Source organism: Pantoea sp. B65 (assembly GCF_047308185.1).
Lineage (GTDB): Bacteria > Pseudomonadota > Gammaproteobacteria > Enterobacterales > Enterobacteriaceae > Erwinia.
In genome coordinates, this window is sequence record NZ_JAHXPU010000023.1 from 114463 (window position 1) to 131963 (window position 17501).

The 17501-nt window shown below is 56.0% G+C and carries 14 protein-coding genes and 1 other annotated feature; of the genes, 8 read left to right on the top strand and 6 right to left on the bottom strand.

The genetic code is table 11. From position 1 onward, the window contains the following. Position 1 precedes the first annotated feature (1 nt). The 3 genes from JWF83_RS10570 to atzF are packed head-to-tail and all read right to left on the bottom strand — an operon-like array spanning position 2 to position 6123. On the bottom strand, positions 2-700 hold the full coding sequence (locus JWF83_RS10570; protein ID WP_413650161.1) for a GntR family transcriptional regulator: 699 nt from the start codon (positions 698-700) through the stop codon (positions 2-4). Then, positions 684-4328, bottom strand: a complete 3645-nt coding sequence (gene uca, locus JWF83_RS10575) for an urea carboxylase (protein WP_413650162.1) — start codon at positions 4326-4328, stop codon at positions 684-686. The genes JWF83_RS10570 and uca overlap by 17 nt, the downstream gene beginning before the upstream one ends. Then, positions 4321-6123 (bottom strand): allophanate hydrolase, encoded by a 1803-nt coding sequence (gene atzF, locus JWF83_RS10580; RefSeq protein WP_413650163.1) that lies wholly within the window; start codon positions 6121-6123, stop codon positions 4321-4323. Before atzF ends, uca begins: the two co-directional genes overlap by 8 nt. Before the next feature lie 361 nt (positions 6124-6484). Between atzF and sltY the strand changes: the two genes are divergently transcribed. Together sltY and trpR are read left to right on the top strand one after the other, a co-directional pair. Next, entirely contained in the window at positions 6485-8407 is a 1923-nt protein-coding gene (gene sltY / locus JWF83_RS10585) for a murein transglycosylase (protein ID WP_413650164.1), read from the top strand. Positions 8408-8452: 45 nt separating this feature from the next. Further along, on the top strand, positions 8453-8782 hold the full coding sequence (gene trpR, locus JWF83_RS10590) for a trp operon repressor (RefSeq protein ID WP_413650165.1): 330 nt from the start codon (positions 8453-8455) through the stop codon (positions 8780-8782). On the opposite strand, the gene yjjX is transcribed toward trpR, so the two are convergent. After that, positions 8768-9310, bottom strand: a complete 543-nt coding sequence (gene yjjX / locus JWF83_RS10595; protein WP_413650166.1) for an inosine/xanthosine triphosphatase — start codon at positions 9308-9310, stop codon at positions 8768-8770. The genes trpR and yjjX overlap by 15 nt on opposite strands. A gap of 51 nt (positions 9311-9361) precedes the next feature. Between yjjX and gpmB the strand changes: the two genes are divergently transcribed. Beyond that, positions 9362-10009, top strand: a complete 648-nt coding sequence (gene gpmB / locus JWF83_RS10600) for a 2,3-diphosphoglycerate-dependent phosphoglycerate mutase GpmB (RefSeq protein ID WP_413650167.1) — start codon at positions 9362-9364, stop codon at positions 10007-10009. A gap of 46 nt (positions 10010-10055) precedes the next feature. On the opposite strand, the gene robA is transcribed toward gpmB, so the two are convergent. Then, a complete protein-coding gene (gene robA, locus JWF83_RS10605) occupies positions 10056-10931 on the bottom strand; it encodes an MDR efflux pump AcrAB transcriptional activator RobA (RefSeq protein ID WP_413650168.1) in 876 nt (291 codons plus the stop codon). Between the two features lie 211 nt (positions 10932-11142). Between robA and creA the strand changes: the two genes are divergently transcribed. After that, entirely contained in the window at positions 11143-11616 is a 474-nt protein-coding gene (gene creA / locus JWF83_RS10610; RefSeq protein ID WP_413650169.1) for a protein CreA, read from the top strand. 96 nt (positions 11617-11712) lie between these two features. On the opposite strand, the gene arcA is transcribed toward creA, so the two are convergent. Next, a complete protein-coding gene (arcA, locus tag JWF83_RS10615; RefSeq protein WP_413650170.1) occupies positions 11713-12429 on the bottom strand; it encodes a two-component system response regulator ArcA in 717 nt (238 codons plus the stop codon). Between the two features lie 626 nt (positions 12430-13055). Between arcA and JWF83_RS10620 the strand changes: the two genes are divergently transcribed. From JWF83_RS10620 to thrB, 4 genes are all read left to right on the top strand, one after another. Beyond that, complete coding sequence (locus JWF83_RS10620) at positions 13056-13754, top strand: tRNA/rRNA methyltransferase (protein ID WP_413650171.1); 699 nt, start codon at positions 13056-13058, stop codon at positions 13752-13754. Positions 13755-13947: 193 nt separating this feature from the next. After that, the gene (thrL, locus tag JWF83_RS10625; RefSeq protein ID WP_413650334.1) at positions 13948-14019 is read left to right on the top strand and encodes a thr operon leader peptide; all 72 of its coding nucleotides are present in this window, start codon (positions 13948-13950) and stop codon (positions 14017-14019) included. Next, positions 13955-14078, top strand: a sequence feature (Thr leader region). It overlaps the preceding gene by 65 nt. 27 nt (positions 14079-14105) lie before the next feature. Further along, a complete protein-coding gene (gene thrA, locus JWF83_RS10630) occupies positions 14106-16568 on the top strand; it encodes a bifunctional aspartate kinase/homoserine dehydrogenase I (protein WP_413650172.1) in 2463 nt (820 codons plus the stop codon). A 2-nt stretch (positions 16569-16570) separates the two neighbouring features. Next, a complete protein-coding gene (thrB, locus tag JWF83_RS10635) occupies positions 16571-17500 on the top strand; it encodes a homoserine kinase (protein WP_413650335.1) in 930 nt (309 codons plus the stop codon). The last annotated feature ends 1 nt before the right edge of the window (position 17501 follow it).

The following is a 17501-nucleotide window of genomic DNA, read 5'->3' on the forward strand; positions in this document are numbered from 1 at the left end:
ATTATTCGGGTGAACTGGTTTGAAGCCTTGCCTGCTGTAGCATATGTAAAGTAATTTTCCTGACCTCGGCCTTACTGACGGAGATATGATCGGTCAGGATGCGCTGTGCCTCCTCGGTTTGTTGTTTTAATACCGCCAGCAAAATACGGGCGTGCTCACTATAGGTGGCCTCAATACGGTCCTCACGGGTAAAGTCGAGGCGCCGGATGATGCGAATTTTTTCAGTTAATTCAGCATGGATACGCGCCATTTCGCTATTGCCGGCGGCCGCGACGATGGCCATATGGAAGCCTTCGTCATGTAGCGAAACTTCTTTTCCCTCTGCCAGCCGCGGCTGATCGATCCAGAAGGCTTTCAGCTCCGCCAGCAGCTCCGCGCAACGTCCGGGCGGCATGCCGCATAAGCGGCGAATCGCTTCCCGTTCCAGCACGATGCGAAAATCGTACAGCTGTTCAAAATATTCAAAATCGAACGACCGTACCTGCCAGCCGCTGCGAAACCACACTTCGACATAGCCTTCGCGCTCCAGCCAGAACAGCGCCTGCCGCACTGGCGTGCGGCTGACCTGCATACGTTCCGCCATTTCACTTTCACTGAAGCGATCGCCCGGCATCAGGCGAAAATCAAAAATGTCATTTTTGATGGTCTGGTACACGCGTTCGGCCAGGACCTCCGGGCGTCCTTTATTGCGTTTTAGCATCGTCAGATCCCTGCTCCAGCCACAGCAGCGCGTCGCCCGGGCTGACCGGACGGCCCGGCTGGCAGCCAATCCGTTTCACGCGACCTGCCCGCGGCGCAGTGATCGCCAGCTCCATTTTCATGGCTTCGACAATGATCAGCGGCTGCCCTGCGCTGACGTCATCGCCCGGTTGCACCAGCACTTTCCAGATATTGCCGTTCATATCGGCGTCGATGCGCAGGGCATGGTCATCGGGCTCAACGGGCGGCAACTGCTCTTCGCTGGCGAGCGGGGCCGCTTCCTGTTCCTGTTGCCACAGGGAGACTTCCGCCGCAAACGCGCTGGCCTGATGCTGGCGAAAATCAGCTATCGACGGTGCATTGTCGCGAAGAAAGCGGGTATGTTCGGCGAAATCGAATACCGTCTCTTCGATGGTGATACTGGCGCGGCCTTCGCGGAAATCTTCGCGCAGCGTTTCCAGCTCGGCCTCGCTGACCGGATAGAAGCGCACCTGATCGAAGAAGCGCAACAGCCAGGGCTCGCCGGCGGCAAATTGCGGATTTTTGAGGAATTTATTCCAGATGGGCAGGGTGCGCCCCACCAGCTGATAACCGCCGGGGGAGTCCATGCCGTAGATACACATATACATGCCGCCAATGCCGACGGTACCTTCTGCGGTAAAGGTCCGCGCCGGGTTATATTTGGAGCTCAGCAGGCGATGGCGCGGATCGATCGGCACCGCACAGGGGGCGCCGAGATAGACATCGCCGAGACCGAGGATCAGGTAGCTGGCAGCAAAAATTACCTTGCTCACCGCCTCGCGGTTGGGCAGGCCGTTGATGCGCTGAATAAAGTCGACGTTGTTTGGCAACCAGGGAGCACTGGCGCGTACTGTCTCCTGATAGCGCCCGACCGCGCCGAGGGTGGCGCTGTCTTCGAAGGCCATTGGCAGCCAGACAATGCGCGATGGCACTTTCATGCTGGTGACATCGCCAAGATCCTGTTCCAGCGTCAGCAACTCCGCTATCAGCTGTTTCTGACTGAGGATGCGGCTGTCGTAACGGATTTGCAGGGAGCGCACACCAGGTGATAACTCTTCGATACCCGGTCGGGCGTTGGCCCGCAGGGCCTCCATCAGCAGCCAGACTCGCAGGCGCAGCGCCAGATCGAGCACGTTATCGCCATACTCAATCAGCACATAGTTATCGCCTGCCTGGCGGTAAACGACGGTTGGCGTGGTGCTGGTCGCGGCAAGCGCTGCCAGTATGGTCGCGGAGCCCTGAGCGGTAGTCGCCAGCGACGGCAGATCAAAAGCCGGGACATGGCTGCTGGTCAGGCTTTCCACCGCGCTGTTTTGCGCTTTTTCCAGCGCATGGGCTTCGTCAAAACTGATCGGATGAAAACGAATGCGATCGCCCGGTTTCACCTGGCCCACTTTCCACAGTTCCGCTTTGGCAATGGTTACCGGGCAGACAAAGCCACCGAGGCTCGGGCCGTCGCGGGTCAAAATCACCGGAGAGTCACCGGTAAAGTTCAGCGCGCCAATGGCGTATTCGCAGTCATGAACGTTGGAAGGGTGCAGACCGGCTTCGCCGCCGTTGGCGCGGGTCCAGCCCGGTTTCGGACCGACCAGACGTACGCCGAGACGGTTAGAGTTGTAATGCACCTGCCATTCGCTGGCAAAGAATTCGTCAATTGAGGCCTGGGTGAAGAAGTCCGGTGCGCCGTGCGGTCCGTATAGCACGCCAATACGCCACTCGTCGCTATACACCGGCACCACCGACGGGTGTACCGCCTGCGGTGCGCTGACCGGGGCAGGGGTGGTGCAGGCATCAAGTTCCGGCTGAGAGATTGCCAGCATGTCGGCGACGCGCAGCGTCCGTCCGGCATGGCCGCCAAACTGTCCCAGCGCAAAGGTCGAGCGGCTGCCGAGATATTCCGGTACGTCAAAACCATTACGCACCGCCAGGTAAGTACGGCAACCGGCATGGGCGCGCCCCAGCGTCAGGGTCTGCCCGGCTTTCACCGTCAGCGGCTGCCAGTATGCCACCGTAACGCCATCCAGCTCAGCCGGGCAGGCGGCGCCGGTCAGGGCGATGGTGGTCTCGCTGTGAAAACGCAGCGTCGGGCCCTGTAAAGTAAACTCCAGACCGGCGGCTTCTTCTGCGTTGCCGACAATACGGTTGGCGAGACGGAAGGCAAAATCATCCATCGGCCCTGAGGGCGGTACGCCAATATCCCAGTAACCTAAACGACCCGGGTAATCCTGAATGCTGCTCCAGGTCCCCGGTTGCAGCACTTCGATCACCTTCGCCGTCGGCGTGAAACTATCCAGCATCCGCGTCCAGACCTGCCCGCTGCGGAAGGCGTCGGTTGCCACGATTTGCCGCAGATAATCGAGGTTGGTGGCAATGCCGTGGATCCGCGTTTCATTCAGCGCCTGCCGCATTTTTGCCAGTGCCGCTTCACGGGTCGCGCCATGGACGATCAGCTTGGCGATCATCGGATCGTAGAAAGCGGAGACTTCAGTACCGGTGCTGATCCAGCTGTCGATGCGTACGTCGTCCGGGAAACTGACTTCGGTTAATACCCCCGGGCTGGGCAGGAAGTTTTTCAGCGGATCTTCCGCGTAAATACGCACTTCCACCGACGCCCCCTGCGGCGCGGCCGTCATAGCTGACCAGTCCGGTTGTTCACCGGCTGCGACCTGCAGCATGCACTCCACCAGATCCAGCCCGGTGACGCATTCGGTGACCGGATGCTCAACCTGTAAACGGGTATTCACTTCGAGGAAGTAAAACGCATCCTGTTCGGCGTCGTAGATATACTCCACGGTACCGGCGCTGCGATAGCTGACCAGTTCACCCAGCTTCACCGCCGAAGCGAGCAGGGCGGCGCGGGTGGCATGCGGCAGGTTCGGCGCCGGGGTCTCTTCCACCACTTTCTGATTGCGGCGCTGCAGCGAACAGTCACGTTCGCCAAGGGCGATCACCCGGCCCTGGCCGTCACCAAAAATCTGTACTTCAATGTGGCGGGCACGATCAATACAGCGCTCCAGAAACACCCCGGCATCGCTAAAGAACTGCTCGCCGAGCCGGCGCACGCTTTCCCATGCCGCACTCAGGGCAGCGGCATCGGCGCAACGGGTTAAGCCGATACCGCCGCCGCCGGCGGTGCTTTTCAGCATCACCGGATAACCAATCTGTTGCGCGGCGCTCAGGGCTTCTGCCAGCGAGTTGAGCAGCGGGGTGCCGGGGGTCATCGGCACGCCCGCCGCCGCCGCCAGCTCGCGCGCCCGGTGTTTCAGACCAAACTCGCCAATCTGCTGCGCGGTCGGGCCAACAAAGGCGATACCGGCTTTTTCACAGGCCCCGGCAAACGGCAGACTTTCTGACAGAAAACCATAACCCGGCCAGATGGCTTCACTGGCGGTCTGCTGCGCCGCCGCCAGTATTTTATCGATGCGCAGATAGCTGTCGCTGGCCTTCTCACCGCCGAGCGCAATGGCGATATCGGCATCCTTAACATGCTGCGCATTTTTATCCGCTGCGGAATAGACCGCCACGCTGGTAATGCCAAGGCGTTTCAGGGTGCGAATGGCGCGGCAGGCAATCTCGCCGCGGTTGGCGACCAGTACGCGGTTAAACATGGGAGGTCTCCTTACGATTCAGCCAGCTGCGCCAGCCGCCAAATTCAGTAATGTCACGTGCATCGCGCAGCACTGCCGGTTCGCAAATAAAGCCTTTTACCTGGCGGCCATCAAGCAGCGTCAGCGTGCCGATCCCCAGCGGCGCAGGGATCTCGGCAACAAACTCCCCGAAGCGCGCCAGCGGGATATCCCACAGTTCAACGGTAATCGCTTTGCCACTGTCGGTTTTGGCCAGACCCGGCTTCGGCGGTTGCGTATTCGCCAGCGCATACAGGCGATAGCTGGCGGCGGTTTGCGTCTCTTCTACCAGCACCGCGTCGCGGCTGGTCAGCTGGTGGTTAAGCGGCATACCGCTCAGATGAGCGCCGACCACGGCCACGCGCACATGGCGGCTGGAAGGGGCCAGCGGCAGGCTGCGGTCCGGCGGTGCTTTGCCGGTGGCGCCAAGCGGCAGCGCCTGTTGCGCCTGCCAGCGCTGACCAAAAGTCGCCAGCGCCCGATCGTGCCAGGCCGGGGCAATCAGCGTAATTCCCGCCGGTAAGCCGTCGCGCCGGAACGGTCCCGGCAGCGCCAGCGCCGCCAGATCCGCCAGATTGGTGAAATTGGTGTAGGTGCCAAATTGCGAGTTGTAACGCACCGGCTCTTGCTGCATCTCTGCGAGGGTATGGATGGTTGGGGAAGTAGGTACGACCAGGGCATCAAACTGACTCAGGGTCTGCTGGATCTGGCGGGTCAGCTCCGCACGCAGGTATTCCGCTTTAAAGGCGTCGACCGCACTGTAGTGTTCACCGCTGGCGACAATGCCATACACCACCGGATCCATATTTTGCGGATGTTGCAGCATATCGCCCACCGCGACGGTGCGTTCGGCCACCCACGGGCCAGCGTAAAGCTGTTCGGCCAGCTGGTGGAAAATGCTGAAGTCGATAGTATGCAGCGTGGCGCCGCTGGCGCTCAGCGCCACCAGCGCCTGTTTCCAGGCGGCCTCGGCTTCGGCATCATCAAAGAACGTCGGGTTAGCCGGAATAGCAAGGCGCGGCGTGGCTGGCAGCGCCGCCGGGGCCAGCGCCGGATTACGGCGTGAATAGGCATCGCTGGCGTCGTAACCGCCGGCGATCTCCGCCACATTAAACGCGTCTTCGACCGTCAGGGCAAACACCGAGAGGGTGTCATTCAGGCGACAGGCGGGCACCACGCCGCTGGCGGACAGCCAGCCTTTGGTCGGCTTCAGACCGACGATATTGTTAAAACCGGCAGGGACGCGCCCGGAACCGGCAGTATCGGTACCCAGCGAAAAACCGACCAGGCCGCGTGCCAGCACCGACGCCGATCCGGAACTGGAGCCGCCGCTGACATAGTCAGGATTGAAGGTGTTGCATACCGCACCAAATGGCGAACGGGTGCCAACCAGACCGGTAGCGTACTGGTCGAGGTTGGTTTTGCCTATCACCACCGCGCCAGCGGCTTTCAGCCGGGCGACCGCAGTGGCATCGTTCTCTGCCAGATAGGTAAAAGCCGGACAGGCGGCGGAGGTTGGCCAGCCTGCGACATCAATATTATCTTTTACCGCAAAAGGCACGCCGAACAGCGGCAGGGCCGCCGGATCGCTGCGATAAGCCGCCAGCAGCGGCTCGGTCTGCGCGCGCAGCTGCGCCGGGGTCGGCAGCCAGATCCAGGCGTTATCGTCGGTGGAAAGCGTGGCCAGCAGATTTTCCAGCGTGGCGGTTATCGCCTGCGCATTCTGCTGATAATAGTGTTGCCACTCCTGCAGGGTGAACCCGGTTGTTGCTGCCATGATTTGAATTCCATCTGGTATACAAGATTGGATTCAGTAAAGCAAACGGTGTGCCATAATTTATCTTTTTGATTTATATAGTATTAAAATGAATTGCTGCTAAGGTGTGCGCATTGATTGCACATTGATTGCACATCGGCTGAACAAAAATGGGGCGACCAGCGATTCTCACAGTGCATAATCATTATCCTGGCGGGCATTCGTAAAAATTTGTCCTAAGCATGGCGCGAACGATGGCATCTGGTTAGCATGAAGAATTGGCCGGCGGCATGAATGTCGCCCCGACAATGGGATAGCTGAAACCCCGTTATACTTAGATAGTGATAGCAGAATTAAGAGAGGCGCTAACGTGGGAAAGGTCATGGCGGACAAGTGGCAGTACTGGATGGTTGGAGCCTGTTTGACAGTAATGGCTGGTAGTGTTCAGGCCGATTCGTTAGATGCGCAGCGCGTTCGTTACCAGCAGATCAAACAAGCCTGGGACAATAAGCAGATGGATACCGTGGATCAACTGATGCCCACGTTACGTGATTACCCACTCTATCCCTACCTCGAATATCGCCAGCTGGCGCAAAATCTCGATCAGGAAACCAGCCTGGCGGTCAGCAACTTTATCCAGCAGCATCCCACGTTGCCACCGGTTCGCTCGCTGGCGGCCAGTTTTGTCAATGAACTGGCGCGTCGCCAGGACTGGCGCGGTCTGCTGACTTTCAGCCCGGAGACGCCGAAGCCGGTAGCGGCGCGCTGTAACTGGTATTACGCTAAATGGGCTGGCGGCGAGCAGCAACTGGCTTATAGCGGCGCCAAAGAGATCTGGCTGACCGCCACCACGCTGCCAGCGACCTGCGATAAATTGTTTAGCGTCTGGCAGGATGCCGGCGAACGCAGCCCGATTACCACGCTGGAACGTATTCGCCTCGCGATGAAAGCCGGCAACAGTAGCCTGGTGAATTCCCTGGCGAAGCAGCTGCCAGCTGACTATCAGACCATTGCCAATGCGGTAATGGATTTGCAAAACAATCCGGCTGGCGTGGAATCCTTTGCCCGTTCGGTTGGTCCGACCGATTTTACCCGCCAGGCTACCGCGATTGCTTTTGCCAGCGTGGCGCGACAGGACGTAGAGAATGCGCGCGCCATGGTTCCGTCGCTGGTGCGTTTGCAGAAGCTGGATGAGCAGGAAGAGCAGGAGCTGAATGAAGCGGTCGCCTGGCGCCTGATGGGCAACGATGTCACCCCGGAACAGGCTCGCTGGCGCGATAATATCGTGATGCGTAGTGAATCCACCTCGTTGATCGAGCGGCGGTTGCGCATGGCGCTGGGGAATAACGACCGTCATGGTTTTAATACCTGGCTGGCGCGCTTGCCGCTGGAAGCGAAAGAGAAAGACGAATGGCAATACTGGCAGGCGGACTTACTGATTGAGCAGGGACGTAAAGAAGAGGCTGACGGCATTCTGCAGAAACTGATGCAGGGACGTGGCTTCTATCCGATGGTGGCGGCTCAGCGGCTGGGCGTCGCTTATCCGATGCGCGTCGATAAGGCGCCGCGCGTTGACAGCACGCTGGTGCAGAGCGCGGCGATTAGTCGGGTGCGGGAGCTGATGTACTGGAATATGGATAACCTGGCGCGTACCGAATGGGCGTATCTGGTTGCCAGTAAAAACCCGCAAGAACAGCAGATGCTGGCGCGTTATGCTTTTGAACAGGACTGGTGGGATCTGAGCGTACAGGCGACGATTAGCGGAAAACTGTGGAATCACCTGCAGGAGCGTTTCCCGCTGGCGTGGGATGATCAGTTTAAACGCTTTACCAGCGATAAGAGCATTCCGCAGAGCTACGCCATGGCCATTGCCCGGCAGGAGAGCGCGTGGAATCCGAAGGCGCGTTCACCGGTGGGGGCATCCGGCCTGATGCAGATTATGCCGGCCACCGCGCAGCATACGGTGCAGATGTACAGTATCCCAGGCTATATAAATAGCAGTCAGTTGCTTGATCCGCAGACCAATATCCAGATTGGCACTCAGTATCTGGAGTATGTTTATCAGCAATTTAGTCAAAACCGTATTTTCGCTTCGGCGGCGTATAACGCCGGGCCGTCGCGGGTTAAAACCTGGCTGGGTAACAGTGGCGGACGCCTTGATTCAGTGGCGTTTATTGAAACCATTCCGTTCTCGGAAACGCGCGGATATGTGAAAAACGTGCTGGCGTATGATGCTTATTATCGCCACCTGATGAATAAGCCAGACAAGATCATTGCCGATGGTGAGTGGCAGCGGCGTTATTGAGTGTGCTATTCTTCTGTACTCGTTAATGAGTACGGAAGAACGTTTATGACTCAATCTGTAATACCTGTTACTGAAGAGCCGCATAATGCCGAGTGGCTGCGTTTCGTTGCGCTGATGCAACGGGCGTTTGCCGATAATCTGCATTTGCCGTTGTTACAGTTGATGATGACGCCCGATGAACGCGAGTCCTACGGTACCCGGCTGCGGATTATTGAAGAGTTAATGCGCGGAGAGATGAGCCAGCGTGAGTTAAAAAATGAGCTGGGTGCCGGTATTGCGACCATTACCCGTGGCTCAAACAGCCTGAAAGCCGCGCCGCCAGCGCTGAAAAACTGGCTGGAGACGCAACTACTGAATGGCTCAGATAAGATCTGAGCCTTCGCTCTTCAGCTGGTAGATATCGTTATGAAACGGGCAGAGCGCCAGAATCAATGCCTGATGATAGACGCTGGTGCGAGTCAGTAAACCATGGGTAAAGGCGCCAATGGCTCCTCCCTGCTGTTTAATGTTCTGGTTGCCGGTCAGGCGCGCCATTTCATCACCCAGTTCGCGACCCTGATGAATACCCTTCATCACAATCGGCGGCAGGGTAAAGCTGGCGGAACGTGATTCACCGCGCTGTTTATGGTCTTCAATCACCATCCACGCAAAGGCGCTGGTGTCTTCGATTCCGGCTTCGATTGCTACCCAGAAGTGAGCTTCTGGTCGCACCTGACGCGCATTCATCACGCGCTGACGTGCGCCAGTTCTCGTTTCTGTATTTGTAACCGGCTGCGCAGCAACGCCACTGTCGACCTCAACACCTTCGATATGGCAGGATCCTTCGCCGAAAACATCGCTGAATGCCTGAGAAATCGCGCTAATTTTTGCCGGATTGATGGTAGCAGCGACAACATGGTACATAATTGTTTGAACCCTCTACGCAAATTTGTCGCAGTATAACGGAAAAATTACATGTTACAGGTCTATCTTGTTCGCCACGGAGAAACGCTCTGGAATGCCGCCCGACGTATTCAGGGACAATCAGACAGCGCCCTCACCGCGAAAGGCGAACAGCAGGCGTCTCAGGTCGCTGAGCGCGTGAAGTCTTTAGGTATTACCCATGTTATTGCCAGTGACCTCGGACGCACGCGTCATACCGCTGAAATCATTGCTGATGCCTGTGGTTGCAGCGTAACACTTGATGCGCGTTTGCGTGAATTAAATATGGGGGTGCTGGAGCAGCGCCCTATCGATACGCTGACCGCAGAAGAAGAGAGCTGGCGTAAGACACTGGTCGACGGCACTGAGGGTGGCCGCATTCCTCAGGGAGAGTCGATGGCGGAGATGGCGGCGCGGATGCACGCGGCGCTGAACGCCTGTCTTGACCTGCCGGCCGGTTGTCGTCCGTTGCTGGTCAGTCACGGTATGGCGCTGGGGGTGCTGGTGAGTACTATCCTTGGTCTGTCGCCGAGTGCCGAGCGTCGTCTGCGGTTGCGCAACTGCTCGATTTCACGGGTGGATTATCAGCAGAGCGCCTGGCTGGCTTCCGGCTGGATTGTTGAGACCGCAGGGGATGTTTCGCATCTGGATGAGCCGTCGCTGGATGAGTTACAGCGCTAGCATGGCCGCCAGGGCGGCATTAATGCCGCCCTGGGGTGGTTCGTGATTAAGCCTGAGGCCGAATCGGAATCAAATAATCGCAGCGAATCTCGGTTGGCGGATCCTGACGTTTCTTGCCGCCATGGGTATGGAAACGTTCAATATCCTGGCCCTGACGGCGTGTCAGTCCCAGCGTAGGCATACAGGTGCCATAAATCAGCAGGATAAATTCTTGCAGATCGCCGGTCGGTCCCTGGTAGCTAAACTGCACGTATTCCCCGGCTTCCAGTAACACCGTCTGGGTGGATTGCATCGCCTGCGTCAGCTGGTCCGACAGCACTGCCGTGGTGTAGAGGATCTCCTGCTCATCGTCTTTCTCCTGACTTGGCCGCGACTCATGCAGACCATACAGCATTGGCGGCACGGTATCGGTTTCTGTCAGGAACTGACGCCAGAAGTGGATGCGCATCTCATCGCGGTAGCGTGAAATCTGTTCCAGCGTACAGGTATAGCTCTGGGTCTGGCCGACCAGCACCGTCTCCGGCAGCGTGACATAAGTCGGTTCCGGTAGCTGGAATTCGCCAAGGCGGATCGGCGGCCGGATACCAAAAGAGTTCCAGTCTGAAGAACGGCGGTAGTAAGCTGGCGTCTGCGCAAACTGCTTTTTAAAGGCGCGGGTAAAGGTTTGTTGCGAGTCAAAACGATACTGCAACGCAATATCCAGAATCGGACGGCTGGTCAGACGTAACGCAACCGCAGCCTTCGACAGACGGCGTGCCCGGATGTAGGCGCCGATCGCATGGCTGGTGACTTCCTTGAACATTCGTTGCAGATGCCATTTGGAATAACCTGCTTTTGCTGCCACATTGTCGAGCGACAATGGTTGATCCAGATGGCTCTCCAGCCAGACAAGCAAATCGCGAATGATACCGGCTTGGTCCATAAATCGTCCTCTTTCGTACACAGTGTTGGCGCAGGGAAAAGCAAAGTCGACGAATAATAGCACTAAATGCCTGGAAACCTGCGGCGGTTTTATTAGTCCGAATGTGCTATATCAATGCAAATTGGTGTCAGTTAATAAATGCAGGAAGGTGTGAACCCCGTTTCGGTGTTTAGCTTACAGTTTCATCTATTTCTTATGCAATGGTAACGTAATGATAATAAAAGCTCGGTTATTAGTAACGGCAGTTATTTTTTCTGCGTTCGCTGCTCAGGCAGAGGTCGTCGGCTCAGTAGATACGGTGTTTAAGGTGTTTGGACCCGATCATAAAATCATCGTCGAAGCCTTTGATGATCCCGACGTAAAAAATGTAACTTGTTATATCAGCCGGGCAAAAACCGGTGGTATTAAGGGTGGCCTGGGGTTGGCAGAAGATACTTCGGATGCCGCGATTTCCTGTCAGCAGGTGGGGCCGGTCACGCTAACCGATAAGATTGCCCAGGGTAAAGCGGAAGGTGATGTGGTGTTCCGTCAGCGGACCTCACTGATATTCAAAAAATTGCAGGTAGTGCGCTTTTTTGATCAAAAACGCCATGCGCTGATCTATCTCGCTTATTCCGACAAAGTGGTGGAGGGTTCACCAAAGAACGCGTTGAGTGCGGTGCCAATTATGCCGTGGAAGGAGTAAACGGGCCTGTGCAACCCATTGAAAAGGGCGGCATTAATGCCGCCCCGTTCAGTGTCGGATCTGAAACAACGCAGGCGGCTGGATGCCGCCGGTTAATCAATCGTGCAGATCGCCACAGAAACGATAACCTTCGCCGTGAATGGTGGCGATGATTTCCGGCGTATCCGGTATTGACTCGAAATGTTTACGGATGCGACGAATCGTCACGTCAACCGTGCGATCGTGTGGTTTCAGTTCGCGACCGGTCATTTTTTTCAGCAGATCGCCACGGGTCTGAATTTTGCCCGGGTTTTCGCAGAAGTGCAGCATCGCACGGAACTCACTGCGTGGCAGTTTGTACTGTTCGCCGTGCGGGCTGATCAGGGAACGACTGTTGATATCCAGTTCCCAGCCGTTGAACTTATAGCTTTCAACCAGTTTGCGTTCGTCGCTACTGATCGCCAGGTTCATGGTGCGTGACAGCAGATTGCGCGCACGAATCGTCAGTTCACGTGGGTTAAACGGTTTGGTGATGTAGTCATCAGCACCGATTTCTAACCCCAGGATCTTGTCGACTTCGTTATCGCGGCCGGTCAGAAACATCAGCGCAACGTTAGCCTGCTCACGCAGTTCACGCGCCAGCAATAAGCCATTTTTACCAGGCAGATTAATATCCATAATCACCAGGTTTACGTCATTTTCGGTCAGGATCTGATGCATTTCTGCACCGTCCGTCGCTTCATACACCATGTAGCCTTCGGCCTCAAAAATACTTTTGAGGGTATTGCGGGTCACTAATTCGTCTTCAACGATAAGTATGTGCGGGGTCTGCATGTGTTCGCTACCTAAAATTGCCAACAAAATCGAAAACAGGACGTACAACCGTTAAATCACCTGGCTGTGAAGTAACCCTCTCAGGTGAGGATTTAACCGAAGTACAGAATTATGTTCTTGATGCACTATCCATCAACGTCAACAACATTGTCAGCTCAGCCATAAGGATGAATCCTGCATGCCCCGGCACTGTCCTAACGCCGTATATCCTAACTGCATTAACAGCAACATAACAGTGCTGACTACAAGCGATACGCATTAAAACAACGCTTCGTTGACTTATATCAAAATCAATTGTAGCACGTTAACACTTTTGTGAAAAACTCTTCGTAGAATGCCAGCTTAGCTCACAATTCTCCCCCAAATAGCCTCGATTCAGCGGGAAATTAACCGTCAGCGTGATTTTGTCGGTATGTTGTTTTTAACTATATGATTATTATTGTTTATTTGTTAATTACCGCGATTAATTGCCGGTTGGTGGCGCAAGGGGATGGCTAAGGCGAATCTGAGGTAATTTAACGCGGGAAATTAACCTTGTTATCTAATTGTTAAATACGCCAAACTGTTATTTAACATGCTGTCATGTCAGAGTATCCGCATGTGCAAATGTAACATTTAAGGCTGTCATGCTGTTTCCTCTGATTCTGGTCGCTCCTGCCCGTGCGGAAAATGTCGGTGCTGCTGCACGGGCAATGAAAACCATGGGTTTTACTGAATTGCGTATTGTGCAAAGTCAGGCTTATCTGCAGCCCGCAGCCCGCTGGGTGGCACACGGTGCCGGCGAAATTCTTGATAACGCTACGCATTTTAACTCGCTGGCCGAAGCGTTGGCGGATATCGATTTTTCGGTAGCCACCACTGCGCGCAGCCGCGCCAAATTCCGCTATTACGCTACGCCGCAGCAGGTGCAGGCGATCCTGCAAGAGAAGATGCAGTGGGTAAACCGTATGGCGCTGGTATTTGGCCGCGAAGATAGCGGGCTGACTAACGATGAACTGGCGCAGGTTGATTTGCTGACCGGCATTCCGATGGCTAATGAGTATCCCTCGCTTAATCTGGGGCAGGCGGTAATGGTGTACTGCTATCAATTATCCGCGCTGCGTCAGCTGGCGGTGGTCCCGGCGGCGGCGGCCGATCAACAGCAGCTAAGCGCGTTACGTCAGCGTATCGACCAGTTACTGGTGACGCTGGCAGTGAATAATGATGAGAAACTGGTCGACTGGTTGCAGCAGCGTATTGGCCTGCTGGAGCAGCGCGACAGTGCGATGTTGCATCGTCTGCTCCATGATGTAGAAAAAAAACTTATAGATAAAAATTCGGTCTGATCGTCATCTGGCAGTGGGAGTCACCAGCAAAATTGCCAGAGGTGAAATATCCACACAAACAAGCGGCAATTTGCGATGGAAGTAGTGGATTTGGCGGTGATTTATTGCAGATAAAAAAATTGACTTAGCCATCACTTTGCTTTAATTCTGGAAGACAGACAGATATCAAAAGACAGACAGACGAAAAATCTAAATGCGCAACATCAGCCTGAACACCACAATTATTATTACCACCACCATTACCACAGGTAACGGTGCGGGCTGACGCATACAGGAAATAACAAAAAAAGAAGCCCGCACCTAAACAGTGCGGGCTTTTTTTTTCGGCATAAATTCAGGAGAGCTTTAAACATGCGAGTGCTGAAATTCGGCGGGACCTCAGTGGCAAATGCAGACAGATTTATGCGTGTTGCCGACATTCTGGAAAGCAATGCGCAGCAGGGACAGGTCGCGACGGTGCTCTCCGCCCCGGCTAAAATTACCAACCACCTGGTGGCGATGATTGAGAAAACCATCAGCGGTCAGGACGCATTGCCGAATATCAGCGACGCTGAACGCATTTTCGCTGAACTGCTACAGGGGCTGGCTGAGGCTCAGCCAGGCTTCGCTTATGATCGCCTGAAAACCCAGGTGGATCTGGAGTTCGCCCAGTTAAAGCAGATCCTGCACGGTATCAGTCTGCTCGGGCAGTGCCCGGACAGCGTGAACGCGGCGATTATCTGCCGCGGTGAAAAACTCTCGATCGCCATTATGGAAGCGCTGTTACAGGCCCGTGGTTATGGCGTGAGCGTGATTGACCCGGTAGAGATGTTGCTGGCCGTCGGCCATTATCTGGAATCAACCGTGGATATCGCCGAGTCAACCCGTCGTATTGCCGCCAGCCAGATCCCGGCGAGCAATATGGTGCTGATGGCGGGCTTTACCGCCGGTAACGAACGCGGTGAACTGGTGGTGCTGGGGCGCAACGGTTCCGACTACTCGGCAGCGGTACTGGCGGCCTGTTTACGCGCCGATTGTTGCGAGATCTGGACTGACGTTGATGGCGTCTATACCTGTGACCCGCGCCAGGTGCCGGATGCGCGGCTGCTAAAGTCGATGTCGTATCAGGAAGCGATGGAGCTGTCCTACTTCGGCGCCAAAGTTCTGCATCCACGTACTATCACGCCTATCGCCCAGTTCCAAATCCCATGCCTGATTAAAAACACCGCCAATCCGCAAGCCCCCGGCACGCTGATCGGTGGCGATGGCGTGGATGATGAAAACCCGGTTAAGGGCATTACCAACCTGAATAATATGGCGATGTTCAACGTCTCTGGTCCGGGAATGAAAGGGATGGTGGGCATGGCCGCGCGGGTATTTGCCGCGATGTCACGCGCCGGTATTTCGGTGGTGCTGATTACCCAATCCTCTTCCGAATATAGCATCAGCTTCTGCGTATCGCAGGGTGACCTGGGGCGTGCGCGCCGCGTGCTGGAAGATGAATTCTATCTGGAATTAAAAGATGGCCTGCTGGAACCGCTGGATGTGATGGAGCAGCTGGCGGTGATCTCGGTGGTCGGCGACGGTATGCGCACTCAGCGCGGCATCTCCGCCAAATTTTTCTCGGCGCTGGCGCGCGCCAATATCAATATCGTGGCGATTGCGCAGGGTTCCTCAGAGCGCTCAATCTCGGTGGTGGTCAGTAATGCCGACACCACTACCGGGGTGCGGGTGGTGCATCAGATGTTGTTCGCCACCGATCAGGTGATTGAAGTGTTTGTGGTCGGCGTCGGCGGCGTTGGCGGCGCGTTGATCGAGCAGTTGCATCGTCAGCAGCCATGGCTGAAAAACAAACATATCGATCTGCGCGTCTGCGGTATCGCCAACTCCAAAGCGTTACTGACGAATGTGCACGGCGTGTCATTAGACAACTGGCAAGAGGCGCTACAGGCGGCGAAAGAGCCGTTCAGCCTTGAGCGCTTGTCACGTCTGGCGAAAGAGTACCATCTGCTGAACCCGGTGATTGTCGACTGTACTTCCAGCCAGGCGCTGGCCGATCAGTATGCCGATTTCCTTGCCGATGGCTTCCATGTGGTGACGCCAAATAAAAAGGCCAACACCTCCTCCTGGAACTACTACCAGCAGATGCGCACCGCGGCGGCGAAATCGCGGCGTAAGTTCCTGTATGACACCAATGTCGGCGCCGGTTTGCCGGTTATCGAAAACCTGCAAAACCTGTTAAATGCCGGTGATGAGCTGATTCGTTTCTCCGGTATCCTGTCTGGCTCGCTGTCATTTATCTTTGGTAAACTGGATGAGGGCGTATCACTCTCTGCAGCCACCAAAATGGCGCGCGATATGGGCTTTACCGAGCCGGATCCGCGCGACGACCTCTCCGGTATGGATGTGGCGCGTAAGCTGCTAATCCTTGCCCGCGAAGCCGGCCATCAGCTGGAACTGAGTGATATCGAGATTGAAGCGGTATTGCCGGCCAGCCTGACGCAGATCGCCGATGTCGAAACCTTTATGCAGCGCCTGCCGGAGCTGGATGATGCTTTTGCCAACCGCGTGGCCGCCGCCCGTGAAGAGGGTAAAGTGTTGCGTTTTGTCGGTGTGATTGAAGAGGGCGGGGTATGTAAGGTGAAAATTGACGCCGTCGACGGTAATGATCCGCTGTATAAAGTAAAAAATGGTGAGAATGCGCTGGCGTTCTACAGTCGCTATTATCAGCCGATTCCGCTGGTACTGCGCGGTTACGGCGCCGGTAATGATGTTACCGCCGCCGGGGTATTTGCCGATCTGTTACGCACGCTGTCGTGGAAGTTGGGAGTTTAATGATGGTAAAAATTTATGCACCGGCCTCGATTGGCAATGTCAGCGTCGGCTTTGATGTTCTTGGCGCGGCGGTATCGCCAGTTGATGGTTCGCTGCTGGGCGACTGCGTAAGCGTGGAAGCCGCCGACAGCTTTAGTCTGGTTAACGAAGGGCGTTTCGTCAGTAAACTGCCGACCGATCCGCAAGAGAATATCGTTTATCAGTGCTGGGCGCGCTTCTGTGAAGCCATCGGTAAACAAGTGCCGGTAGCGATGAAGCTGGAAAAAAATATGCCAATCGGCTCCGGGCTTGGCTCTTCCGCCTGTTCGGTAGTGGCTGGCCTGATGGCGATGAATGAATTCTGCGGTAAGCCGCTGAGTGATACCGAGTTACTGGCGCTGATGGGCGAGCTGGAAGGGCGTATTTCCGGCAGTGTGCACTACGATAATGTCGCGCCATGTTTCCTCGGCGGTCTGCAACTGATGCTGGAAGAGAACGGCATTATCAGCCAGGAAGTGCCAGGCTTTGATGACTGGCTGTGGGTAATGGCATATCCGGGCATTAAGGTTTCCACCGCCGAAGCGCGGGCGATTTTACCGGCGCAATACCGCAAAGAAGATTGCATCAAACATGGTCGCTATCTGGCGGGATTTATTCATGCCTGCCACACTCAGCAGCCGGCGCTGGCGGCGAAACTGATGAAAGATGTGATCGCCGAACCGTATCGCACTAAACTGCTGCCAGGTTTTGCCGCCGCACGGCAGGCGGCGCAGAGTATTGGCGCGCTGGCCTGTGGTATTTCCGGTTCCGGTCCGACGCTGTTTGCCGTCTGCGACAATACGGATACCGCGCAGCGTATGGCCGACTGGCTGAGCCAGCACTACCTGCAGAATGATGAAGGCTTTGTACATATTTGCCGTTTAGACACGGCAGGCGCACGTAAACTGGGATAAC